Annotated in this window: 22 protein-coding genes; 6 read left to right on the forward strand and 16 right to left on the reverse strand. The window is 71.3% G+C overall.

The window, feature by feature from the left end:
* The first annotated feature begins 2 nt into the window (after nt 1-2).
* Together AC5WS8_RS11130 and AC5WS8_RS11135 are read left to right on the forward strand one after the other, a co-directional pair.
* Entirely contained in the window at nt 3-1349 is a 1347-nt protein-coding gene (locus AC5WS8_RS11130) for an MFS transporter (RefSeq protein WP_496103174.1), read from the forward strand.
* Nucleotides 1350-1616: 267 nt separating this feature from the next.
* Complete coding sequence (locus AC5WS8_RS11135; protein WP_099500427.1) at nt 1617-1991, forward strand: RNA polymerase-binding protein RbpA; 375 nt, start codon at nt 1617-1619, stop codon at nt 1989-1991.
* A gap of 117 nt (nt 1992-2108) precedes the next feature.
* Here the strand turns inward: AC5WS8_RS11135 and fxsA are convergent, their stop codons facing one another.
* From fxsA to AC5WS8_RS11155, 4 genes are all read right to left on the reverse strand, one after another.
* Nucleotides 2109-2669, reverse strand: coding sequence for an FxsA family membrane protein (fxsA, locus tag AC5WS8_RS11140; protein WP_496103175.1), 561 nt, complete (start codon nt 2667-2669; stop codon nt 2109-2111).
* A 76-nt stretch (nt 2670-2745) separates the two neighbouring features.
* Nucleotides 2746-3546 carry a polyprenol monophosphomannose synthase gene (locus AC5WS8_RS11145; RefSeq protein WP_496103176.1) on the reverse strand — a complete coding sequence of 267 codons (801 nt, stop codon included), beginning with the start codon at nt 3544-3546 and terminating at the stop codon, nt 2746-2748.
* A 572-nt stretch (nt 3547-4118) separates the two neighbouring features.
* Nucleotides 4119-5735, reverse strand: coding sequence for an amidohydrolase (locus tag AC5WS8_RS11150; RefSeq protein ID WP_496103177.1), 1617 nt, complete (start codon nt 5733-5735; stop codon nt 4119-4121).
* Between the two features lie 47 nt (nt 5736-5782).
* On the reverse strand, nt 5783-6223 hold the full coding sequence (locus AC5WS8_RS11155) for an Lrp/AsnC family transcriptional regulator (RefSeq protein ID WP_103842293.1): 441 nt from the start codon (nt 6221-6223) through the stop codon (nt 5783-5785).
* Nucleotides 6224-6490: 267 nt separating this feature from the next.
* Between AC5WS8_RS11155 and AC5WS8_RS11160 the strand changes: the two genes are divergently transcribed.
* Both AC5WS8_RS11160 and AC5WS8_RS11165 read left to right on the forward strand, forming a co-directional pair.
* Nucleotides 6491-6919, forward strand: a complete 429-nt coding sequence (locus tag AC5WS8_RS11160) for a hypothetical protein (protein ID WP_496103178.1) — start codon at nt 6491-6493, stop codon at nt 6917-6919.
* 209 nt (nt 6920-7128) lie between these two features.
* The gene (locus AC5WS8_RS11165; protein WP_496103179.1) at nt 7129-7392 is read left to right on the forward strand and encodes a hypothetical protein; all 264 of its coding nucleotides are present in this window, start codon (nt 7129-7131) and stop codon (nt 7390-7392) included.
* On the opposite strand, the gene AC5WS8_RS11170 is transcribed toward AC5WS8_RS11165, so the two are convergent.
* The 3 genes from AC5WS8_RS11170 to AC5WS8_RS11180 form a co-directional block, all read right to left on the reverse strand.
* Nucleotides 7355-8527 carry an acyl-CoA dehydrogenase family protein gene (locus tag AC5WS8_RS11170; protein WP_496103520.1) on the reverse strand — a complete coding sequence of 391 codons (1173 nt, stop codon included), beginning with the start codon at nt 8525-8527 and terminating at the stop codon, nt 7355-7357. The two genes, AC5WS8_RS11165 and AC5WS8_RS11170, sit on opposite strands and share 38 nt — an antisense overlap.
* A gap of 314 nt (nt 8528-8841) precedes the next feature.
* Nucleotides 8842-9501 (reverse strand): TetR/AcrR family transcriptional regulator, encoded by a 660-nt coding sequence (locus tag AC5WS8_RS11175; RefSeq protein WP_496103180.1) that lies wholly within the window; start codon nt 9499-9501, stop codon nt 8842-8844.
* A 131-nt stretch (nt 9502-9632) separates the two neighbouring features.
* Entirely contained in the window at nt 9633-10991 is a 1359-nt protein-coding gene (locus AC5WS8_RS11180) for a C39 family peptidase (RefSeq protein WP_496103181.1), read from the reverse strand.
* Nucleotides 10992-11281: 290 nt separating this feature from the next.
* Between AC5WS8_RS11180 and AC5WS8_RS11185 the strand changes: the two genes are divergently transcribed.
* Nucleotides 11282-11938: a uridine kinase family protein gene (locus AC5WS8_RS11185; protein ID WP_496103182.1), complete on the forward strand. Its 657-nt coding sequence runs from the start codon at nt 11282-11284 to the stop codon at nt 11936-11938.
* Between the two features lie 432 nt (nt 11939-12370).
* Nucleotides 12371-14233, forward strand: coding sequence for an AAA family ATPase (locus AC5WS8_RS11190; RefSeq protein ID WP_496103183.1), 1863 nt, complete (start codon nt 12371-12373; stop codon nt 14231-14233).
* Between the two features lie 73 nt (nt 14234-14306).
* Here the strand turns inward: AC5WS8_RS11190 and AC5WS8_RS11195 are convergent, their stop codons facing one another.
* The 9 genes from AC5WS8_RS11195 to AC5WS8_RS11235 form a co-directional block, all read right to left on the reverse strand.
* Nucleotides 14307-15383: a hemolysin family protein gene (locus AC5WS8_RS11195; RefSeq protein ID WP_496103184.1), complete on the reverse strand. Its 1077-nt coding sequence runs from the start codon at nt 15381-15383 to the stop codon at nt 14307-14309.
* Complete coding sequence (locus AC5WS8_RS11200) at nt 15380-16717, reverse strand: hemolysin family protein (RefSeq protein WP_496103185.1); 1338 nt, start codon at nt 16715-16717, stop codon at nt 15380-15382. The genes AC5WS8_RS11195 and AC5WS8_RS11200 overlap by 4 nt, the downstream gene beginning before the upstream one ends.
* 235 nt (nt 16718-16952) lie before the next feature.
* Nucleotides 16953-17408: a PH domain-containing protein gene (locus AC5WS8_RS11205; RefSeq protein WP_496103186.1), complete on the reverse strand. Its 456-nt coding sequence runs from the start codon at nt 17406-17408 to the stop codon at nt 16953-16955.
* Nucleotides 17409-17422: 14 nt separating this feature from the next.
* Nucleotides 17423-18271, reverse strand: coding sequence for an ATP phosphoribosyltransferase (hisG, locus tag AC5WS8_RS11210; RefSeq protein ID WP_496103187.1), 849 nt, complete (start codon nt 18269-18271; stop codon nt 17423-17425).
* A gap of 58 nt (nt 18272-18329) precedes the next feature.
* The gene (locus AC5WS8_RS11215) at nt 18330-18602 is read right to left on the reverse strand and encodes a phosphoribosyl-ATP diphosphatase (RefSeq protein ID WP_061930286.1); all 273 of its coding nucleotides are present in this window, start codon (nt 18600-18602) and stop codon (nt 18330-18332) included.
* A gap of 34 nt (nt 18603-18636) precedes the next feature.
* Nucleotides 18637-19122: a 6,7-dimethyl-8-ribityllumazine synthase gene (gene ribH, locus AC5WS8_RS11220; RefSeq protein WP_496103188.1), complete on the reverse strand. Its 486-nt coding sequence runs from the start codon at nt 19120-19122 to the stop codon at nt 18637-18639.
* 19 nt (nt 19123-19141) lie between these two features.
* Nucleotides 19142-20434 (reverse strand): bifunctional 3,4-dihydroxy-2-butanone-4-phosphate synthase/GTP cyclohydrolase II, encoded by a 1293-nt coding sequence (locus tag AC5WS8_RS11225; protein ID WP_496103189.1) that lies wholly within the window; start codon nt 20432-20434, stop codon nt 19142-19144.
* On the reverse strand, nt 20431-21075 hold the full coding sequence (locus AC5WS8_RS11230; RefSeq protein ID WP_496103190.1) for a nicotinamide mononucleotide transporter family protein: 645 nt from the start codon (nt 21073-21075) through the stop codon (nt 20431-20433). The genes AC5WS8_RS11225 and AC5WS8_RS11230 overlap by 4 nt, the downstream gene beginning before the upstream one ends.
* Nucleotides 21072-21674 (reverse strand): riboflavin synthase, encoded by a 603-nt coding sequence (locus tag AC5WS8_RS11235; RefSeq protein ID WP_496103191.1) that lies wholly within the window; start codon nt 21672-21674, stop codon nt 21072-21074. Before AC5WS8_RS11235 ends, AC5WS8_RS11230 begins: the two co-directional genes overlap by 4 nt.
* Nucleotides 21675-21730: the final 56 nt, after the last annotated feature.

A 21730-nucleotide genomic window follows, 5' to 3' on the forward strand; every position in this document is an offset into this window, starting at 1 on the left:
GGGTGGGCACCGACACCGTGCGGGCACAGGCCGGCGACGAGGCCGCCGAGCGACGGCGCGAACAACGCGGCTGGTACTTCTACGACTGGGCGTGCTCGGTCTATTCGACCAGCGTGCTGACCGTGTTCCTCGGCCCCTACCTCACCGCGGTGGCCAAGTCGGCGGCGGACGCGGACGGTTACGTGCACCCGCTGGGCGTGCCGGTGCGCGCGGGCTCGTTCTTCGCGTACTGCGTCTCGGCGTCGGTCGTCGTGGCGATCGTGGTGATGCCGCTCGCGGGCGCGGCGGCCGACCGCACCGGCCGCAAGAAGCCGCTGCTCGCCCTGTGCGCGTACCTGGGCGCCTCGGCCACCACGGGCCTGTTCTTCCTGGACGGCGACCGGTATCTGCTGGGCGGTCTGCTGCTGATCGTCGCGAACGCGTCGGTGGCCGTCTCCATGGTGGTCTACAACTCCTATCTGCCGCTGATCGCCCCACCCGAGGAGCGTGACGCGGTCTCCTCACGCGGCTGGGCCTTCGGCTACGCGGCCGGTTCGCTGGTCCTGATCGCGAACCTGGTCCTCTTCACGGCCCACGACTCCTTCGGCGTCTCGGAGTCGACGGCGGTCCGCATCTGCCTGGCCTCGGCGGGCCTGTGGTGGGGCGCCTTCACCCTGATCCCGCTCCGGCGCCTGCGCGACCGCCGTACGACGTCCACGGCTGCGGCGGTGCACGGCTGGCGGCAACTGGCCGCCACGGTCCGGGACATGCGCCGCACCCCGCTGACCCTCGCCTTCCTGCTGGCGTACCTCATCTACAACGACGGCATCCAGACGGTGATCTCGCAGGCGTCGGTGTACGGCTCCCAGGAGCTGGGCCTCGGCCAGTCGACGCTGATCGCCGCCGTCCTGCTGGTGCAGGTGCTGGCGGTGGGCGGCGCGCTGGGCATGGGCCGGCTGGCCCGGACGTACGGCGCCAAGCGCACGATCCTGGGTTCGCTGGTCGCCTGGACGGTGACACTCGCCGCCGGCTACTTCCTGCCTGCGGGCGCGCCGGGCGGGTTCTTCGCCCTGGCGGCCTGCATCGGGCTGGTCCTCGGCGGCAGCCAGGCGCTCTCCCGGTCGCTGTTCTCGCATCTGGTGCCGCCCGGCAAGGAGGCCGAGTACTTCTCCGCGTACGAGCTGAGCGACCGCGGCATGAGCTGGCTGGGCCCGCTGCTGTTCGGGATCACCTACCAGCTCTCGGGCAGCTACCGCGACGCGATCATCTCACTGGTGGCGTTCTTCGCCGTGGGGTTCGTGCTGCTGGCCCGGGTTCCGGTACGCGAGGCGGTGCGCGACGCGGGCAACCCGGTTCCCGAGAGGATTTAGCGTCCGAGGGCAAAGGGCGGTAGTGTACGCGTTTGGCCTGCCAGGCGTACCGTTACTGCGCGTCAAAGGAGCCGAAACGCTGGGTGACATCTGCTAGCAGATGTGACAAACCGGGCGCCGGTGGGTACAACAAGGGGCGGCTACGACGGCGACGCATGACCCGGAACGGGACTCGGAACGGGAATCTTTACCGCCGACCGGACGTTGACCGGATGACGACGACAGCGACACCTGTCCTGTGGGCGACAAGCCCGGGAGGCACGATTCATGAGTGAGCGAGCTCTTCGCGGCACGCGCCTCGTGGTGACCAGCTACGAGACGGACCGCGGCATCGACCTGGCTCCGCGCCAGGCCGTGGAGTACGCATGCGAGAAGGGGCACCGTTTCGAGATGCCCTTCTCGGTCGAGGCGGAGATCCCGCCGGAGTGGGAGTGCAAGGTCTGCGGTGCCCAGGCGCTCCTGGTGGACGGCGAAGGTCCGGAGGAGAAGAAGGCGAAGCCCGCGCGCACGCACTGGGACATGCTGATGGAGCGGCGCACCCGTGAGGAGCTCGAAGAGGTCCTCGAGGAGCGTCTCGCGGTTCTGCGGTCCGGGGCGATGAACATCGCGGTACATCCGCGGGACAGCCGCAAGTCCGCGTAGTCCGTCCCCCCGGGGATCGGCGGTATCCAGCGCACGCGAGTAACGGTGGGCGCCGAACGTCTCTGACGTTCGGCGCCCACCGTTGTCTCCGGATGCGGGTGCCGCTGGGGCGCCGGGTCAGCGGGGCAGGGGCGGCCGGGGTTCCCCGGGGTCGTCCGCCGGCGCGTCGTCCCTGATGACCTCACCCTGGACGACCTTGCCATCGGGGCGGTGCATTCGAGCCTGCCGGAAGGCGTCGCCGAAGCCGCCGTACGGGGACTGGCGCAGGGTGCGTTCCATCGTGCGCTCCGCGTACCGGCCGACCGCCCGCTGGACGGGCGGGAGCAGGAGCAGCAGCCCCGCCGCGTCGGAGATCAGGCCCGGCAGCATCAGCAGCAGGCCGCCGAGCATCATCAGGCCGTTGCCGCCTGTTCTCGACGGGGAGCCGCCCCTGTGCAGCGCCTCGTTCAGGTTCCGGAAGGCGCGGCGGCCCGCCCGCTTGATCACCACCGAGCCGAGCACCAGGCCGGCGACCCACAGCAGGAACACCGCGAATCCGCTCGTGGCACCCGCCACCACGGTCAGCAGCCAGATCTCCAGCACCAGCCACGCCGCGATGCCCAGTGGCAGGAACGTGCGCAGCCGGGAGCGCCGGGACCGGGTCGCGGGGCGGGGAGAGGTCGAAGCGCCAGTCGTCATGCTCCCAGTGTGCCCGGGCCCGGCTCAGTGCGGGATAAGGGGCCGATCAGCGGCGCCCGTGACGCCGCCCTCGCCTCTACCGGCGCGTCCTGCCGCCCCGGCCCAGGACCTTGCCGAGGCGCTCCTCCGCGCCCCAGGCCGTGACGCGCCACAGCGCCTCCACGACGATGTTCCGGCTCATCTTGGAGTCGCCGAGCTCGCGCTCCACGAACGTGATCGGCACCTCGACGACGTGGAAACCGGCCTTGACCGCGCGGCGCGCCAGGTCGACCTGGAAGCAGTACCCCTGCGAGGCCACCTCGTCGAGACCGAGGCCCTCGAGGGTCTCACGGCGGAAGGCCCGGTAGCCGCCGGTGATGTCGCGGAGCGGCAGGCCGAGGGCGAGGCGCGAGTAGAGGCTGCCGCCCCGGGAGATGAACTGGCGGGACTTGGGCCAGTTCACGGTCCGTCCGCCCGGCACCCACCGGGAGCCGAGGACCAGGTCCGCGCTCTTGAGCGCGGTCAGCAGGCGCGGCAGCTCCTCCGGCTGGTGGGAGCCGTCGGCGTCCATCTCGACCAGGACGCCGTAGTCGCGCTCCAGACCCCAGCGGAAGCCGGCGAGGTACGCGGCGCCCAGCCCTTCCTTGCCCTTGCGGTGCATGACGTGGACGTGGTCGTCCTCGGCCGCGAGCTCGTCCGCGAGCTTGCCGGTGCCGTCGGGGCTGTTGTCGTCGGCCACGAGGACATGCGCCTCGGGCACCGCCGACCGCACCCGGCCGACGATCGTCTTGATGTTCTCCGCCTCGTTGTAGGTCGGAATGATCACCAAGGCGGTGCCGAGCGGACCGAACTGCCTGCCCTGGGCTCCTGCCCCGAGGGTCCCGTCGCCGTGGTTCACTGCTGCCCCTTCACATCCGTACGCAGAGGTCCACCATAGTGGTCGCGTGAGGGGGCATCGCCACCGCGGGTTCGTTTGGAGGTGTCGATTCCATAAGAGTCGGGTAAGGATGCCTCTCGCGCTTTCGGGACCCGGTGCACGCCCGGTGCGCGCCGAGCCGGCCCAGGTTGCGGATCGGGGCCCGGCGTCCTTCGGGCCGACCTGGGACCCGCTGGCTGCGGGTCGACCGAAAGCCGTTGTCTACTGGACGTCCGGGCCCCACCCGGGTCACACCCTGCCGACCGACCGGAACGTTGCCCTCGCCGTGGCGCGGGCGCTGAGCCTGGCTCCCAGTGGCGATGCGCCGGCGCGGCACATCATCCCTGACCCAGCGGCGCTCGGGCGACTGCGCGGAGGTTCCCCGGCCGGACGTTTCGACGGTGGACGCGGCCGAACCTACCGGCCCCCCGCGCCTCACTGTCAACAGGCCTCCCACCTGCGGGCCTTCGGCGAAGGGCCTGGTCGCAGCAGAGGATACGCAGGTCGCACCACGGGGTGGGGGCGGGCGGTCGCCGCCACGCCACCGCGGGAGATCACTCGCCCGGCCGTACGAACACGGTCCGGCCGCCGACCACGGTGCGCAGGCAGACCGGAAGATCGGTGCCGGGGGTCAGATCGGGCAGTCCGGGAGTGCCGGAGCGGGGGTCGGTGGACCAGCGGGCCACCCGGTCGTCGGGGGTCTGGACGACGAGTGCGCCGGTGCGCCACACGGCGTAGTCCGCGGGGGCACCCGGTACCAGAACACCCGCGTCGTCCCGTCCGATCGCCCGCCAGCCGCCGCGGGTGTGCGCGGTGAACGCGGCGCGTACGGAGACCCGGTGCTCGGGGGTGCGATGGAACGCCGCGGCACGGACAGTGCCCCACGGGTCGAGGGGGGTCACCGGGCTGTCGGAGCCGAACGCGAGCGGGACGCCGGCGCGCAGCAGGGCCGCGAACGGGTTCAGTGTGCGGGCCCGTTCGACGCCGAGGCGCTCGGCGTACATGCCCTCCTCGCCGCCCCACAGTGCGTCGAAGGCGGGCTGGACGGAAGCGGTCAGGCCCAGTTCGGCGAAGGCCGCGAGGGTCTGCGGGGTGAGCATCTCGACGTGCTCGGCCCGGTGGCGGGCGGCGCGGATCCGGGCCAGGCCCACCTTCTCGGCGGCGGTGCGCACCCCTTCCACCACGGCGGAGACGGCAGCGTCGCCGATGGCGTGGAACCCCGCCTGCAGCCCGGCCTCGGTGCACGCGACGACATGCGCGGCGACCGCGTCGGCGTCCAGGTAGGCGGCGCCGGTGTGGGCGGCGTCCGCGTACGGCTCGTGCAGACAGGCGGTGTGCGAGCCGAGGGAACCGTCGACGAAGAGGTCGCCCGCGGCGCCGAGCGCACCCAGCTCCCGGGCCTTGGTGACGTCCTGCTCGGCCCAGTAGCCGACGACGCGCGGCGCGGCCTCCTCGGCGGCGAGGTGCAGCAGCCCGGTGAAGTCGTCCTCGGAGGAGACCTCCGGGCCCGCACACTCGTGGAGCGAGCCGATGCCGAGGGAGGCGGCGTGGGCCAGGGCGGCGCGTTGGGCCCGGGTGCGCTGGGCGGGGGTGACGGCGGCGAACGCGGCGGCCCGCGCGGCGTGGTGGGCGTCGCGGGTGAGCGGCTCGCCGTCCGTGAAGCCGGCCTTGCCGCGCACGCCGGGGGTGAGGTCCAGCAGGGCGGTGGTGACGACGGCGGAGTGGACGTCGATGCGGCTGAGATAGAGGGGACGCCCACCGGTGGCCTCGTCGAGTTCCTCCCGTCGGGGCGCCCGCCGTTCGGGCCAGCGTGCCGCGTCCCAGCCGTGACCGAGCAGGACCCGGTCGTCCGGCCGGGTGGCGGCGAAGTCCCGCACCAGGGCGAGGGCGGCCGTCAGCGACGGGGCACCGGACAGGTCGAGGCCGGTGAGCGCGAGGCCGGTGGCGGTGGCGTGCACGTGCGCGTCGGTGAACGCGGGAGTGACGAGGGCGCCGTCGAGGTCGATCACCTCGTCGACGCCGTCCGCGAAGGCATCGGCCGCGCCTTCGGAACCGACCCATGCGACATGTCCGGCCTCCACCACCATCGCGGTGGCGAAGGGGTCGGCGGGGCTGTGGATCTCTCCGCGGCGCAGGAGGACGGTCTTCGGCTCGGCGGTGCGCTCACTCATGGGCAACAGTGTCGCCCCTGGCGACGGGCGCCCTGCACGGAGGGCGATCAGATCCGGGGCGGCCGCGCCTCGTAGGGGGTGGACAGGACCACGGTGGTGCGCGTCGACACGCCCGCGAGGGTCCGGAGCCGGGCCAGCAGCTCCTCCAGTTCGTGCGGCGTGGCCACGCGGACCTTGAGGATGTAGTTCTCGTCGCCCGCGACACTGTGGCAGGCCTCGATCTCCGGGACGCCCGCGAGGCGTTCGGCGATGTCGTCGGGGGCGCTGGGGTCGAACGGCTTCACCGAGATGAAGGCGGTCAGCGGCAGGCCGACGGCCTCCGGGTCGACGACGGCGGCATACCCGCGGATGACGCCCCGCTGCTCCAGCCGGCGCACCCGCTGGTGCACGGCCGACGTGGACAGGCCCGTGGCCTTGCCCAGGTCGGTGTAGCTCATCCGCCCGTCCTTGACGAGCAGCTGCACGATCTGTCGGTCCAGCTCCTCCATGGCGCTAGAACCTACAGTGCGCCCTGACCTCGCGGATACCTCAGCAGCGCAGGTCATACCCGGTTTGTGATGTCGGAGGGCGCCGTCTGCGCGCCGCCCGGGTGAGCCGCGGCCCCGCCGCGCACCTGCGCACGGCATGTGACGAACGCCACAGTATCCGGCCAGGCTTCGTGATGTGCTCGTGATTACCCCGGAGACAGGACGGGAAGTGCTTGCTGTGGTCGAGGCCGCAGTGCCTTGTCGGCCCAGCCCGAGGGGGAGAAACCCATGCAGAATCCCAAGCGCCCTGGTCGTACCGTGCCCAAGCGGCAGCAGCCGGTCATCGAGTCCGAGCCGGAGGGCGTCGAAGGCGTCGACGACGAGTTCGACGCGTACGACACCTTCGAGATGTACCGGGTCATCTGCCCGGACTGTGCACAGCCCATCGCGCTCCTGGCGGACGAGGAGGTTCTGCCCGAGCACGCGCTGTGCGCCTCGCCGTGGAACCCGTTCGGTCTCACGGTCTGCTCCGGTACGGGCCGCGCGGCGGCCGACGCCCGTCCGGCGGACGAGTCCGTGGAGCCACAGCAGCAGGACACCGCCCTGCTGCTGACCCTCCCCCAGGGGCTCGACTGGCGCACGCAGCCGTTCTCGCACGTCGGTGGTCCGGGCTCGCGCCCGCTGCGTCCGGCGGCGCTGCGCCGGCAGGCCGCCTGACACTCCACGCACGTCACCCCGCGCCCTTGCCGCTCCACAGCTCGGGGCGCAGGGCGGTTGCCGAGCTGCGGAGCCCGTGGCCCGGTTCACCTCGCGGGGACACCCGGGCCGACGAGCCGGCGCCTGTTCCCCCGGCGGTCCCACCGCGGAACTCACGCTCGATTAGCGGGGTCGGTGACCTCGGCGGGCGTCGGGGCGTTGCTCCGTGCATGAGCCCCACGTATTCGGCGACCGGGCCCCGGCGGCCGGTGTTCGTTCCGGTGCCGGCGGCGTCGGTGCCGCCGCCGCAGCCGCAGGATCCGCCCATCTACCGTGCGCTGATGCGCACCTGGGCCGACCGCGGGCGCACGCTCCCGGGGCGCCACGACCCGGAGTGGGTGCGGCTCGCGGCGCCCCCGGTCGGGCCGCGTCGGCTCGCGGCGGGCGAGGAGTCGTTCAGCGGGACTCGGGACCAGCGAGGTGACGGGCGATGACCATGCGCTGGATCTGGTTGGTGCCCTCGACGATCTGCAGCGCCTTGGCCTCACGCATGTAGCGCTCCACCGGGAAGTCCGCGGTGTAGCCGTACCCGCCGAGCACCTGCACGGCATCGGTGGTGACCTTCATCGCGGTGTCGGTGCAGTGCAGCTTGGCCATGGCCGCCTGCTTGGCGAACGGCCGCCCGGCGTCGCGCAGCCGTGCCGCCGCCAGGTACAGCGCCCGGCCCGCCTCGATCTGCGTCGCCATGTCGGCGAGCAGGAAGCGCAGCCCCTCGAAGTCCGCGATGGGCCGCCCGAACTGCCTCCGCTCGGTGGCGTAGGCGACGGCCTCGTCGAGCGCCGCCTGGGCCACGCCGATGGCGCAGGCGGCGATGCCGAGCCGCCCGGAGTCGAGCGCGGACAGCGCGATCGCGAAGCCCTGCCCCTGCTCGCCGATGCGCCGTTCGTCGGGCACGCGCACCCCGTCGAAGTGGACCTGTGCGGTGGGCGACCCCTTCATGCCCATCTTCTTCTCGGGCGCCGCGGCACTCAGTCCCCCTGCGTCGCCGGGCACCAGGAACGCGGTGACGCCACGGGGACCCTCCTCCCCGGTGCGCGCCATCACGGTGTAGAAGTCGGCGATCCCTCCATGGGTGATCCATGCCTTGGTGCCCGTGATCACCCAGGTGTCGCCGTCCCGGACCGCCTTGGTGCGCAGCGACGCGGCGTCCGACCCGGAGGACGGCTCGGACAGGCAGTAGGCACCCAGCAGGCCGCCGCCGAGCATCGCGGGCAGGTGTTCCAGCTGCTGTTCCTTGGTGCCGTAGTGCGCCAGGGCGTGGCAGGCGAGGGTGTGGACACTGACACCGAGGGCGACGGTGAGGCGGGCAGCGGCCAGCTCCTCGAGGACCTGGAGGTAGACCTCGTACGGCTGGTCACCACCGCCGTACTCGGAGTCGTACGGCAGACCGAGCAGTCCGGAGTCGGAGAGCAGGCGGAAGGCCGCCCGCGGGAAGTGTCCGGCGTGCTCCTCCTCGGCCGCCTTCGGGGCGATCTCGCGCTGCGCGATGTCACGGACGAGCGAGATCAGATCCCGGGCCTCGTCCGTGGGCAGTTGTCGGTCCACCGGCTGCGGGGCGCGGTCGGGCATGGCGACGCTCTCCTCCCTCTTGGGCACATCGGCGGACACGCGCCTTGGGTGGGGCGGCGCCGCCGGGTCTCACTGGGCCTGGCCGATGCTCGCCGCTCCGGGTCGCGGAGGCGGTTGACCAGCGGTTGTGGCGCTTGGAGTATGCCCGATCCGAGGCACGACGTCACCGGTTAACGACCGCTTACTTCAAGAAAGCGGATGCCGTGCTCAGAGCGCTGATCCACATCCGGCCGACCGGGGGCGGCCCGAGGCCGGTTCCGCTCGCCCGGGCGGCCCGGTCGGGTGGAAGGCGCGGGTTTCCGGTTCCGGTGGCGTCAGGTGGGCCGGCGGGCCGGCGGCGGGGCCGTGTACGCGGGTTCCAGTTCCTCGATCGCGCGCAGGGTGCCGCCGAGCGTCTTCGCGAGCAGGTCGCACATCGTGTCGCGGGACAGTACCGGGCGGTCGACCCAGTCCAGGGTCACGCCCTCCACGCTGCACACCCAGCCGAGCAGTCCGGTGCGCACCAGTGGAGCGACGTCGTGCCGCCCGTACGCTCCCTCGGCGATGGTGGTGACGATCGCCTCGCGCACCTCGTCCCGGACGGCGTGCACCTGTGCGTCGAAACCCACGCCGCCGCTGACGATCGTGCGGTAGGCGGCCTGGTTGTGCTGGGCGTAGCGCAGATAGCGGTCGATGGTGCGGTGCACCCGTTCCACCGGCGGCAGGTCCAGGCCGGCGGCGGCGGAGGTCACGAGGTCGGCCACCGAATCCTCGACAATGGCGAGGTAATAGCCGCGTTTCGATTTGAAGTAGTAGTAGATGAGCCCTTTCGCCACTTGGGCGTGGCGGGCGATGTCATCCATCGACAGCGCGTCGTAGGACGTGTCGGCGAATAACTTCCGTCCGACGGCGATGAGCGCGGCGCGACGCGCCAGGGAGCGATCGGTGCCGCGCGCCCGAGCGCGGACGGCACCTCGCTGTTGACTGGTTTTCACTTTCGACCCAAGTCTCCGACTGCCGGTGGGACATCCGCAGTATTGCAGAATGACACCACCGGCATGTTCGACTCTGATCGAGGGAGTCGGCCGCTGTTGGGGAATGTGCCGTCGGTTCCTCGCCCGACCCGTCAGCGGACGCCCACCGCCGCCAGCGCCAGGCGCTGGCGCGAGGTGGGACGGGCCGGGAAGTACAGGTAGCAGACCCCGCCGGTGCCGGAGGCCACCTTGCCGGAGGCGTTGTACCGCTTGGTCCGCAGCCAGATGTTCTCGAACTCCCGCCGCCGGTAGACGCGCCGCACCGCCTCGTCGCTCGGCGAGGCCGGGTCGTTGGCGATCACGTCGCCGTCGGCGGTGAACCCGATCACGGACATCAGGTGCCCCGAGGTCCCGTACCCGGCCCCGGTCAGCTCGTCCTCGAGGAAGGACTGCGACGTCATGGCCGGGATGCCCGCCCCGATCAGCCTCTCCAGGTCGGTGAGGGAGGACAGCCGGGTGACCACGGCCTGGAGGTCCTTGAACGTCGCCGCGTAGGCCGCGTTGAAGGGCCAGTTGCCGCAGCCCTGGTACTGGTGGTCGTAGGTGGAGCGGGCCGCGTGGCAGACCTGCGGATCCGCGTAGGACGGGTCCACCCAGGACAGTTGTTCGGGGGTGAGCCTGCGCCCCCAGTACTCGATGACCATCTGTGACGACGTGGGACTGCACCAGGCCTCCCCGCCGTTGTCGTACTGCGGGTACTGGCCCTTGTGGATCTCCTGCGAGTACCGGGGGACGATCAGTTCCCCGGCCGGCCCGGGCGTGGACGCCGGGACGGTGAACCGGTCGGGGATGTCGGAGCCCATGGCGCCGAGCCGCCACACCGTCGGCGTGCTCCGCGCGCCGGGTGTGCGGTACAGGGTCAGGCGCAGGCGGTACGACACCAGACGCAGACCCGAGGCGGGATCGGCGATGGCGAGGGTGTCGGTCCGGACGGCGCTCTTGCCGTCGCTCTGGCCGTCCACGGAGGTCCGGCGGATGTCCTGGTCGCCGGCCGCCCAGCGGCCCATCACGTACCAGGGAGTGTCCGTGCCGTCGGAGCCGGTGCCCGTCAGCTCCACCTGGAGCCAGGTGCCGGGCGGGGTGTGCGCGTTCCAGGAGGCGATGATCTCGGTGGACGGGACGGCGAGGCGGTGCGCCGGGGCAGTCCAGGTGGCGTACTCCCAGGCGGCGGTCCTTCCGGTGTGCGGGTCGGTGTAGTCGGTGCGGCCGGCGGGAGTGGCGATCACCAGGCCGGGGCGGGGACCGGCGACGGCGCGGACGCCCTGCGCGGTGCCGCTTCGCCAGTCGGGGTACGAGGTCCAGGGGCGGTAGTCCACGAGGCCCGGGGGCGCTTTCGCCGGCCGGGCGGCCGGGGTTGCCGCGGCCGCCGGGTCCGCGGCACCGGCCGCCGTGGCCGCGGCGACCGCCGCGGTGAGGAGGGTTCTGCGGGACGGCTCTGCAGCTCTGGTCATCGGCGGGTGACCCCCAGGAGTCCTTCAAGCAGCGGTTCGGACGCACGGTGTGCGCCAAATATGGCCGCCGAGCACGGACTTATGCCAGCATCTCGGCCCTCGACGCGCCCACCGATACGGGTCCGGGCCTGTGGCGGTACCCCGGAAGGGAGCCAGGAAATTCCGAGGGGCGAACCACCCGCGTTCTCACCCGACCCGAATGAGCGGGAAATCCCGGAGCGAGAGCCCGCTTTCCCCCGAGGAGGGACAGTTCCGCTGCCCGAGTAAACTCTCCCCTCGAAAACATTCCGATGTCTTCTTTCACCCCCTCTCGTCCGGGAATCGCCATTCACGCTCAAGCATCCCGTCTGCGGCACCTGCCGCCCTCCTGCGGCCCTGTCCGCCTCGTCGGCGTCGACGGACACGCGGGGTCGGGGAAATCCACGTTCGCAGGACACTTGTCAGCCGCACTCGGCGGCGCGCCCGTGCTGCACCTGGACGACATCGCCACCCATGACGAGCTGTTCTCCTGGACGAACCGGCTGCTGCGGGAGGTGATCGAGCCGCTCGGCCGCGGCCGGACCGCGCACTACCGGGCCTACGACTGGCGCGCACGGCGCTTCGGACCCGCCCGTGCGCTGCTGCCCGCCCCCGTGATCCTGATCGAGGGAGTCGGCGCCGGTCGCCGGGCGCTGCGCCCGTATCTCGCGCAGCTGCTGTGGATGGACGTGCCGCACGAGGAGGCGTGGACACGCGGGCGGGCCAGGGACGGCGAGGAACAGCGCGCGTTCTGGGACGGCTGGGTCGAAGCGGAGCTCCGGCACTTCGCGAAGGACCCTTCACACCCCCACGCCTCGCTCCTGGTACGTCAGAAACCACGGGGGTATGAGGTACTGCCGGGGCCTGCCGGGTCTCCTGGTCCGACTCGGGATCTCACCGACAGTGACGGCCCATCGGCAGTGTGCTGAAGTCGTGAAGACCCTCACCGAGGGGGTTCCTCCTCGAGTGCCCAAGTCTGCTTGACCGGGGAGCCGCACAGGTCTTACGTTCTCAATGTGCGTCTTTCGAGGTCGCACCCAGACGCGAAGCCCCCGGTTGTTCCCCCGTGACCGGGGGCTTCGTTCTGCCCGGGACACCTTCCGCGGGCGCCGAGAGACGTGATCCGCTCACCCTCGGTCACCGTGCGCCGTGCGCCCCGTCTGCTCCCACCTCGCCGAACGGCCCGTGCGGCACCCTTCGTACGTCACTCCCCCGCAGGTACGATGCCTCTCGGTGCGACGTTCGGACACTGCTCTGCGCACCGTGGCAACTCCGGTCCGCGGCACAGCGGTTCGAGCAAGGCGGCCGACGGGCAGCGGCCCGGCGGTGAACCAGCGGGGGCACGGTATGTGGGGGACGTGATGGACTTCGGCACGCAGGGCCCTCAGGCCCCGGCCGACCTCGCCTGGCTGCGAGGGGTCGACGCCTACACGATGGGCGCCTATCCGCAGGCGGAGGAGGAGTTCCGCGCCGCGGTCCGGACGGATCCGGGGATGGCCGACGGCTGGCTCGGGCTGCACGCGCTGCGCGTCGACACGACGACCGCGCTGCTGAGGATGTACCGCCACCGCGACCGCTTCGGGGAGCAACGGACGCGGCACCGGCGCACCCTCAACTCCTGGTACTGGCTGGGCTGGTGGGTGCAGCCGGTCCTGGAGAGCCCGCGCGACCTGCTGCTCGCGCACGCCTCGCACTGGCTGGACGGCCGTCACGTCCCCGAGCTGGACCGTGCGCTGGCGGGCCTGCCGCCGGTCGACACCGACCCCCAGGTGCGCTTTCTGCACGCCTGCCGGGCGTACCTGGTCAAGGACTGGGAGCAGTTGGTCCGGCACACGGATCCGCTGATCCACGATCCCATGCTCGGCATAGAGGCCGGACTGTTCGGCGGCATGGCCCGGGTCCGTCTGGAGATGTACGGGCAGGCCGAGCCGCTGCTCGCCGCCGCCCTGATGCGCTGCCGCAGTGAGCAGCCGCAGCGCAAGGAGCTGCGGTACTGGCTGGCCCGGGCGCACGAGGGCACGGGCCGCTCGGCCGCCGCGCTCCCCCTCTACCGGGCCGTTCACCGGGTGGACCCTGCGTTCATGGACACCTCGGCGCGGCTCGCCGCGATCGCCGAGGGCGACGGGTACGACGAGGCGGCCGACCTGGCGACGATGGCGCTCACCGGCGGCGGCGACACGCTGGAGGCGCCGGACGGCCTGGATCCGCTCTTCGGCGCCGAGGGCCGGGACGTGAAGCTGTCCGATCCCGAACCCCCGCCGACCGGTCCGCTGCCGGCGCAGGGCGACCTCGTGCGTGAGAAGGCCGCCTCGGCGTCGGCGCAGTCGTGGCCTGCCGGGCCCACCGATCCGGCACTGCTGGAGGAGGCGCTGGCCGAGCTGGAGCGCATGGTCGGCCTGGAACCGGTCAAGCGCCAGGTCAAGGCGTTGTCGGCGCAGTTGAACATGGCCCGGCTGCGGGCCGGCCAGGGCTTACCCGTGCAGCCTCCGAAACGGCACTTCGTGTTCTCGGGGCCCTCCGGCACCGGCAAGACGACCGTGGCCAGGATCCTGGGCCGGGTCTTCTACGCGCTCGGCCTGCTCGGCGGCGACCACCTCGTGGAGGCGCAGCGGGCGGATCTGGTCGGCGAGTACCTGGGCCAGACGGCCGTGAAGGCGAACGAGCTGATCGACTCGGCGATCGGCGGCGTCCTGTTCGTGGACGAGGCCTACTCGCTGTCCAATTCGGGATACGGCAAGGGGGACGCCTACGGGGACGAGGCGCTTCAGGTCCTGCTGAAGCGGGCGGAGGACAACCGGGACCACCTGGTGGTGATCCTCGCGGGGTATCCCGAGGGGATGGACCGGTTGCTGGCTGCCAACCCCGGCTTGTCCTCGCGGTTCACCACTCGCGTCGACTTCCCCTCGTACCGCCCTTTGGAGCTCACAGCGATCGGCGAAGTACTGGCCGCCGATAACGGGGACGTGTGGGACGAGGAGGCGTTGGAGGAGCTTCGGTCCATCGCCGGGCACGTCGTCGATCAGGGGTGGATCGACGAGCTCGGGAACGGGCGGTTCCTGCGGACGCTGTACGAGAAGAGCTGCGCGTACCGGGATCTGCGGCTCAGCGGATATCCGGGGACGCCGACGAGGGATGACTTGTCGACCTTGCGGTTGCCGGATCTGATGCAGGCGTATGGGGAAGTGCTGTCCGGGCGGGGGCCGCAGGATCCTTCGGGACTGTAGACCCCGGCACGTCCCCGCGCCCCTGACCGGCACGTCCCCCGCGCCCCCGAAAAGGGGCGCGGGGAACCCGGCGTCAGCTGGGGACCGCTTCCCTGGGTGCCGGTTCCGCCATGCGCGGCTGAGGCGGCGTCTCCCGGTGGGCCGGGTCCCTGACCTCGCCCACCAGCAGTTCGAGCACGTCCTCCAGCGCGACCAGGCCCAGGACCCGGCCCGAGGTGTCCGCCACCTGGGCCAGATGGGTGGCCGCCCGGCGCATCACCGTCAGGGCGTCGTCCAGCGGGAGCTCCGCCGCGAGCGTCGTCATGGGCCGCCAGAGCTGTTGCGGCACCGCCCGTTCTGATTCCTCGAGGTCGAGGACGTCCTTGACGTGCAGATAGCCCTGGAAGCCGCCGTTCTCCGCGACCACGGGGAAGCGTGAGTAACCCGTGCGCGCGGTGAGGGCCACGACCTCGCCGGGGGTCGCCGTGGGCTCGACCGTGACCAGCAGGTCCGGGTCCAGGAGGACGTCCGTGACCGGGCGCGAGCCCAGCTCCAGCGCGTCCTCCAGCCGCTCCGCCTCCTCGGGGTCGAGCAGGCCGGCCTGGCCGGAGTCCTCCACGAGCTGGTTGAGCTGCTCACTGGTGAAGGCGGCCTCGACCTCGTCCTTCGGTTCGACCCGGAACAGTTTGAGGATCACCCGGGCGCAGGCGCTGAGCGTGACCGTCACCGGACGGCACAGCCGCGCGAACGCCACCAGACCCGGGCTCAGCCACAGCGCGGCCTTCTCCGGGGCCGCCATCGCCAGGTTCTTCGGCACCATCTCACCGATCACCAGGTGGAAGAAGACGACCGCGGCGAGCGCGATCACATAGCCCAGCGGATGGACGATCTCGTCGGGGAGACGCGCAGCCGCGAACGCCGGTTCGAGCAGATGAGCCACGGTCGGCTCGGCGACGGCGCCCAGGGTGAGGGAGCACACCGTGATGCCGAACTGGGCCGCGGCCATCATCTGCGGCAGCCGCTGAAGGCCGTAGAGCACCTGTCGGGCCCGGGCGGTCCCGAGCGGCTCGATCTGACTGCGGCGGACGGACACGAGCGCGAACTCGGCGCCGACGAAGAACCCGTTCACGAGCACCAGCAGCGCCGCGAAGACGAGTTGGAGCAGGCTCATCGCAGCGCCTCCGCAGCCGGTGCGGCGGCGTCGGCGAGCTTCACGAGCCTGACGCGCTCGGCGCGGTAGTGCCCGACCTGACGGACAGTGAGCCGCCAGCCAGGCAGCTCGGCCCGGTCACCCGGGGCGGGGATGCGGCCCAGCAGGTCGGCGACCAGTCCGGCGACGGTCTCGTACGGCCCCTCAGGTACGTCCAGGCCTATCCGCTTGAGGACATCGACCCGGCAGCTGCCGTCGGCGTCCCATGCGGGGCGCCCCTCCTCGGGCGGCGCGGCGGCGAGTTCCGGCAGGTCGAGGCCGTCGTGCTCGTCGCGCACCTCGCCGACCAGCTCCTCGACGATGTCCTCCAGGGTGACGACGCCCGCCGTGCCGCCGTACTCGTCGACGACGACGGCGATGGGCTGCTGGCTGCGCAGCAGCTCCAGGAGCAGCTGCACGGGCAGCGTCTCCGGGACCAGCAGGGGTGCCTGCGCGATCCGGGTGACGGGCGTGCGCAGCCGTTCGTGGGACGGGACCGCGAGAGCGTCCTTGAGGTGGAGCATGCCGACGATTTCGTCGATCTTGTCGCGGTAGACCGGGAACCGGGACAGACCGGTGGCCCGGGTCAGGTTGACCACGTCCTCCGCGGTGGCGGACGACTGCAGCGCGCTCACCCTGACCCGTGGGGTCATCACGTGCTGAGCGGTCAGCTCACCCAGGGACAGCGTGCGGACGAACAGGTCGGCCGTGTCCTGTTCCAGTGCGCCGGCCTGCGCGGAGTGGCGGGCCAGCGAGACCAGCTCACCCGGGGTGCGCGCGGAGGCCAGTTCCTCGGCGGGCTCCACGCCCAGGGCCCGCACCAGGCGGTTCGCGACCGCGTTCAGGGCCGCGATGACCGGCCGGAACAGCCGGGAGAACAGGTGCTGGGGGCCCGCGACGAAGCGGGCGACCTGGAGAGGCCGGGACACCGCCCAGTTCTTGGGCACGAGCTCACCGATCACCATCTGTGCGGCCGAGGCGAGCAGCATGCCGACGACCACTGCGATACCGCTCGCCGCGTCCTCGGGGAGCCCGATCAGCGCGAACGGGGCGTGCAGCACCTCGGCCAGCGCGGGTTCGGCGAGCATGCCGACGACGAGCGAGGTGATGGTGATGCCGAGCTGGGTGCCGGAGAGCTGGAACGACAGCTCCCTGAGCGACTCGACGACCGTACCGGCACGCCGGTCGCCCTCGGCCGCGGCCCGCTCGGCGTCCGGGCGCTCGACCGTGACGAGCCCGAACTCGGCCGCCACGAAGAAACCGTTGGCGAGAATCAGCAGGAACGCCGCCCCGAGGAGCAGCAGGGGGATGGTCATGATGCCGCCGCCTCCGCGTTCACGCGAACCTCGTGGGTTCGGTCCGCGCTATGTCGGCAGGGGGCGGCGCAGGTACTGCAGGACGATCCGTCCATCGCCGGGGGGAGTCACTCCTCGGGTAGCAGGAACCCCTGAGCACCGGGTGGAACCTCAGGGGCGGAGGCGCCACGTAAAGCGCCTCCGCCACCAGATTAATCAAGACATCGCCCTGTGCGGCAGGGTGGACGGCCCGGAGTCAGCCCCGATGTCGTTCGGGACGGACCGTGGAGCGGGCCTCGGCGAGCGTCCGGAGGGCGTGCGCGTCCTCGATGGCGCGCTTCTTGGCGATGCCCGGCTGGATGCCGAGGGCGGGCAGACTCGTGCCGTCGCTGAGGTTCAGGAACACCCATGGGTCGCCGGGACGCAGGTTGACCTGGACGATTTCCGCCCACTCCAGGTGGCGTCGGCTGGCGATGTTGACGACGGTGACTCCACTCTCGTCGGCGACGACCTTGGGCCGGGCGAGCAGCAGCAGCCCTCCGAACAGCAGGGCCGCCGTGATGATGAAGCTGAGGCGTTCCGCCGGGGTGAGCGGGTCCAGGAGCACCGCGACCGTGGTGATCACCACGAGTATCGCGGCACCGGCGGTCAGCAGCACGACGCGGGTGCGGGCCGGCCGGAAGGTGACGGGGAGGGTGAGCTGGTCCGACATCGGTGCGCGGTTCCTCAGAGGCGGCAGGCGTGGATGGCCGTGGTGAGGATGGCCCGGGCGCCGATGTCGTACAGGTCGTCCATGATCCGCTGGGCCTCCTTGGCCGGGACCATGGCCCGCACGGCGACCCAGCCCTCGTTGTGCAGCGGCGAGACGGTCGGGGACTCCAGGCCCGGGGTGAGGGCGACGGCCTTCTCGAGCTGCTCGACACGGCAGTCGTAGTCCATCATCACGTACGTCCGGGCCACCAGCACGCCCTGGAGGCGGCGCAGGAACTGCTGGACCTTGGGCTCTTCGGTGTCGGCGCCGGTGCGGCGGATGACGATCGCCTCGGACTTCATGATCGGCTCGCCGATGATCTCCAGGCCGGCGTTGCGCAGCGAGGTGCCGGTCTCGACGACGTCCGCGATGACCTCGGCGACGCCGAGCTGGACCGCGGTCTCCACCGCGCCGTCCAGGTGGACGACGGAGGCGTCGATGCCGTTGTCCGCGAGGTGCTTGGCGACGATGCCCTCGTAGGAGGTGGCGATCGTCATGCCGTTCAGGTCCGCCACGCCGTGCGCCGTGCCGGGCTTGGTGGCGTAGCGGAACGTGGAGCGGGCGAAGCCCAGCGGGAGGATCTCCTCGGCGCCCGCCCCCGAGTCGATGAGCAGGTCACGGCCGGTGATGCCGATGTCGAGGCGGCCGGAGGAGACATAGATCGCGATGTCGCGGGGGCGGAGGTAGAAGAACTCGACCTCGTTCTCCGGGTCGACGATCCTCAGCTCCTTGGACTCCCGGCGCTGCTGGTAGCCGGCCTCATGCAGCATCTCCGCCGCAGGGCCGGACAGTGAACCCTTGTTGGGGACGGCGATGCGCAGCATGAGGTCGGCTTCCTTCGTTCGTACGGGTGTCTGGGTGTACGCGTATTCGGTTTTTGGCTCAGAGGTGGGCGTAGACGTCGTCCAGGGAGATTCCCCGCGCGACCATCATCACCTGGACGTGGTACAGCAGCTGGGAGATCTCCTCGGCAGCCGCCTCCCTGCCCTCGTACTCGGCGGCCATCCATACCTCGGCGGCCTCTTCGACGACCTTCTTGCCGATGGCATGGACGCCCTTGCCGACCAGCTCGGCGGTGCGGGAGGTGGCGGGATCGCCGTGGGCGGCCTTGTGCTGGAGCTCGGTGAAGAGCTCCTCGAACGTCTTCTTGGACATGGTGGTCCTTACCCTACGCGCTGAGGACCGTACCTCAGTGCCAGGGTTCAGATACTGAGCGCAGCGTGGCGGCGGTCGCCACCGCCGCGGTCACCGCCTCGTGCCCCTTGTCCTCGGCGGAGCCCTCAAGGCCCGCGCGGTCCAGGGCCTGTTCCTCCGTGTCGCACGTCAGCACGCCGAAGCCCACGGGGACACCGGTCTCGACGGAGACCTGGGTCAGGCCCTGGGTCACGCCCTGACACACGTAGTCGAAGTGGGGGGTGCCGCCACGGATGACGACCCCGAGGGCGACGATCGCGTCGTAGCCACGGCCGGCGAGGACCTTGGCGGCGACCGGCAGCTCGAAGCTGCCGGGGACCCTGAGCAGGGTCGGCTCGTCGATCCCCAGCTCGCGCAGGGCGCGCAGCGCGCCGTCCACCAGACCGTCCATCACCTTGTCGTGCCACTGCGCCGCGATGACGGCGACCCGCAGGTCGCTCACATTGCGTACGGACAGCTCCGGTGCACCCTTGCCGCTCACGTCTCTCCTCAGTGCTCTGTTACTGGTTGCCGCAGGTGGACACGGCCGTCGTGTCCAGCCAGGGCAGGTCGTGCCCCATCCGGTCCCGCTTGGTGCGCAGGTAGCGGAGGTTGTGTTCACCCGCCTTGACGGGCATCGGCTCCCGGGCGGTGACCCTGAGGCCGTACCGCAGCAGGGCGTCGGTCTTGTCCGGGTTGTTGGTCATCAGCCGCACGCTGCTCACGCCGAGGTCCTTCAGGATCTGCGCGCCCGCGGCGTAGTCCCGGGCGTCGGCGGGCAGACCCAGCTCAAGGTTGGCGTCCAGCGTGTCACGGCCGCGCTCCTGGAGTTCGTACGCGCGCAGCTTGGACATCAGTCCGATACCGCGTCCCTCGTGACCGCGCAGGTAGACGACCACGCCCCGGCCCTCGGCCTGGATGCGCTGCAGGGACGCCTCCAACTGGGGTCCGCAGTCGCAGCGCGCGGAGCCGAAGACATCGCCGGTGAGGCATTCGGAGTGGACGCGCACCAGGACGTCCTCGCCGTCGCCGATCTCGCCGTGCACGAGGGCGACGTGCTCGACGCCGTCGACGGTGGACCGGTAGCCGTACGCCGTGAAGGTGCCGTGGGCGGTGGGGAGCCGGACCTCGGCCTCCCGTCGGACGGTCGGTTCGTCCGCGGCGCGGCGGTAGGCGATCAGGTCCTCGATGGAGATGATCGTCAGGCCGTGCTTGCGGGCGAACGGGATCAGCTCGGGCAGCCTCAGCATATGGCCGTCCTCGCCGGCGATCTCCACGATCGCGCCGGCCGGGCGCAGCCCGGCGAGCCGGGCGAGGTCGACGGCGGCCTCGGTGTGGCCGTTGCGGACCAGCACTCCCCCGGGCTGGGCACGCAGCGGGAAGACATGGCCGGGGCGGACGAAGTCGCAGGGCTCCGCCGTGCCGCTCGCCAGCAGCCGGAGCGTGGTGGCGCGATCGGAGGCGGAGATACCGGTGGTCACGCCGTGGGCACCGGAGGCGTCGACGGAGACCGTGAAGGCGGTCTTCATCGACTCGGAGTTCTCGTCGACCATCTGCGGCAGCCGCAGCCTGTCCAGCTCCTCGCCCTCCATGGGGGCGCAGATCAGGCCGCGGCACTCGCTCATCATGAAGGCGACGATCTCGGGGGTGACCTTCTCGGCGGCGATCACGAGGTCGCCCTCGTTCTCGCGGTCCTCGTCGTCGACGACCACGATCGGGCGGCCGGCCGCCATGTCGGCTATGGCCTGCTCGACCGGGTCGAGCGCGAAGTCCTCGATGTCGTCCGTGCTGTACAGCACCGGTGCCGTGCTCATGCGGCGGCTCCTTCCAGGACGGGCCGCGCGGCCTTGCGGGAGCGCAGCCACCAGTCGCGCATGCCCCACAGGACGAGTGCGCCGTAGATGACGTAGACGAATCCGGAGAAGGCGAAGCCGTTGGCGAAGTTCAGCGGGACGCCGACGGCGTCGACCAGCAGCCAGGCGAACCAGAACTCGACCATGCCGCGGGCCTGGGCGTACATGGCGACGATCGTGCCCACGAAGATGTAGGCGTCCGGCCACGGGTCCCACGACAGTGCCGGGTAGGCGGTGAACAGGCCGGCCACGGCGAGGGTGCCCACGGCCGCGGCGCCGGCCAGGATGCCGCGTTCGCGCCAGGTGGCGAAGCGCGGTGCGATGTGGCCGTCCTCCGCCCGGCCCCTGCCGCGGTTCCACTGCCACCAGCCGTAGACGGCGACGACCATCACGACGACCTGCTTGCCGGCGCTGCCGGAGAGGTGGGCCGTGGCGAAGGCGGCGAAGAGGATCAGCCCGGACAGGAACTGCACCGGCCAGCTCCACAGGGAGCGCCGCCAGCCGAAGACGAGGCCGAGCAGACCGATCACGTTGCCGATCATGTCGGACCACTTGATGTGCTGGCCGAACAGCGTGAACGCCTCGGAGTTCAGCCAGTTCACTTGGTGGCCCCCTGACCGGCCAGCAGGCTCTCGACGTACTTGGCGATGATGTCGACCTCGAGGTTGACCGGGTCGCCGGGTCGCTTGAGGCCGAGGGTGGTCAGCGCCAGGGTGGTCGGGATCAGGCTCACGGAGAAGTGGTCTCCTCCGGTCTCGACGACGGTGAGGCTGATGCCGTCCACGGTGATGGAGCCCTTCTCCACCACGTAGCGGGAGAGGTCCGCCGGGAGCGAGATCTTCACGATCTCCCAGTGCTCGGAGGGCTTGCGCTCCAGGACCGTGCCGGTGCCGTCGACATGGCCCTGCACGATGTGGCCGCCGAGACGGGTGCCGACGGCCGTGGGGCGTTCGAGGTTGACGCGGGAGCCGACGGCGAGGACGCCGAGGCCGGAGCGGTTCAGGGTCTCCGCCATGACGTCGGCGGTGAACTCGTCGCCCTCGTGCTCCACGACGGTGAGGCAGACGCCGTTGACCGCGATGGAGTCGCCGTGACGGGCGCCTTCGGTGACGACGGGTCCACGGACCCGGAAGCGGGAGGAGTCGCCGAGGTTCTCGACGGCGGTGACCTCACCCAGCTCTTCGACGATTCCGGTGAACACTTCCCGGGTCCTCCTGCCTTGTTCGGGCATGGACTCCGGGGCCTGTCGATGACGAC

The organism is Streptomyces sp. PTL18 (assembly GCF_059510295.1).

Coding starts and splice junctions, on each gene's coding strand:
- AC5WS8_RS11135 (WP_099500427.1), top strand. CDS start 1,617: ATGAGTGAGCGAGCTCTTCGCGGCACGCGCCTCGTGGTGACCAGCTAC.
- fxsA (WP_496103175.1), bottom strand. CDS start 2,669: ATGACGACTGGCGCTTCGACCTCTCCCCGCCCCGCGACCCGGTCCCGG.
- AC5WS8_RS11150 (WP_496103177.1), bottom strand. CDS start 5,735: ATGAGTGAGCGCACCGCCGAGCCGAAGACCGTCCTCCTGCGCCGCGGA.
- AC5WS8_RS11155 (WP_103842293.1), bottom strand. CDS start 6,223: ATGGAGGAGCTGGACCGACAGATCGTGCAGCTGCTCGTCAAGGACGGG.
- AC5WS8_RS11160 (WP_496103178.1), top strand. CDS start 6,491: ATGCAGAATCCCAAGCGCCCTGGTCGTACCGTGCCCAAGCGGCAGCAG.
- AC5WS8_RS11165 (WP_496103179.1), top strand. CDS start 7,129: ATGAGCCCCACGTATTCGGCGACCGGGCCCCGGCGGCCGGTGTTCGTT.
- AC5WS8_RS11170 (WP_496103520.1), bottom strand. CDS start 8,527: ATGCCCGACCGCGCCCCGCAGCCGGTGGACCGACAACTGCCCACGGAC.
- AC5WS8_RS11180 (WP_496103181.1), bottom strand. CDS start 10,991: ATGACCAGAGCTGCAGAGCCGTCCCGCAGAACCCTCCTCACCGCGGCG.
- AC5WS8_RS11185 (WP_496103182.1), top strand. CDS start 11,282: ATGTCTTCTTTCACCCCCTCTCGTCCGGGAATCGCCATTCACGCTCAA.
- AC5WS8_RS11190 (WP_496103183.1), top strand. CDS start 12,371: ATGGACTTCGGCACGCAGGGCCCTCAGGCCCCGGCCGACCTCGCCTGG.
- AC5WS8_RS11195 (WP_496103184.1), bottom strand. CDS start 15,383: ATGAGCCTGCTCCAACTCGTCTTCGCGGCGCTGCTGGTGCTCGTGAAC.
- AC5WS8_RS11200 (WP_496103185.1), bottom strand. CDS start 16,717: ATGACCATCCCCCTGCTGCTCCTCGGGGCGGCGTTCCTGCTGATTCTC.
- AC5WS8_RS11205 (WP_496103186.1), bottom strand. CDS start 17,408: ATGTCGGACCAGCTCACCCTCCCCGTCACCTTCCGGCCGGCCCGCACC.
- hisG (WP_496103187.1), bottom strand. CDS start 18,271: ATGCTGCGCATCGCCGTCCCCAACAAGGGTTCACTGTCCGGCCCTGCG.
- AC5WS8_RS11215 (WP_061930286.1), bottom strand. CDS start 18,602: ATGTCCAAGAAGACGTTCGAGGAGCTCTTCACCGAGCTCCAGCACAAG.
- AC5WS8_RS11225 (WP_496103189.1), bottom strand. CDS start 20,434: ATGAGCACGGCACCGGTGCTGTACAGCACGGACGACATCGAGGACTTC.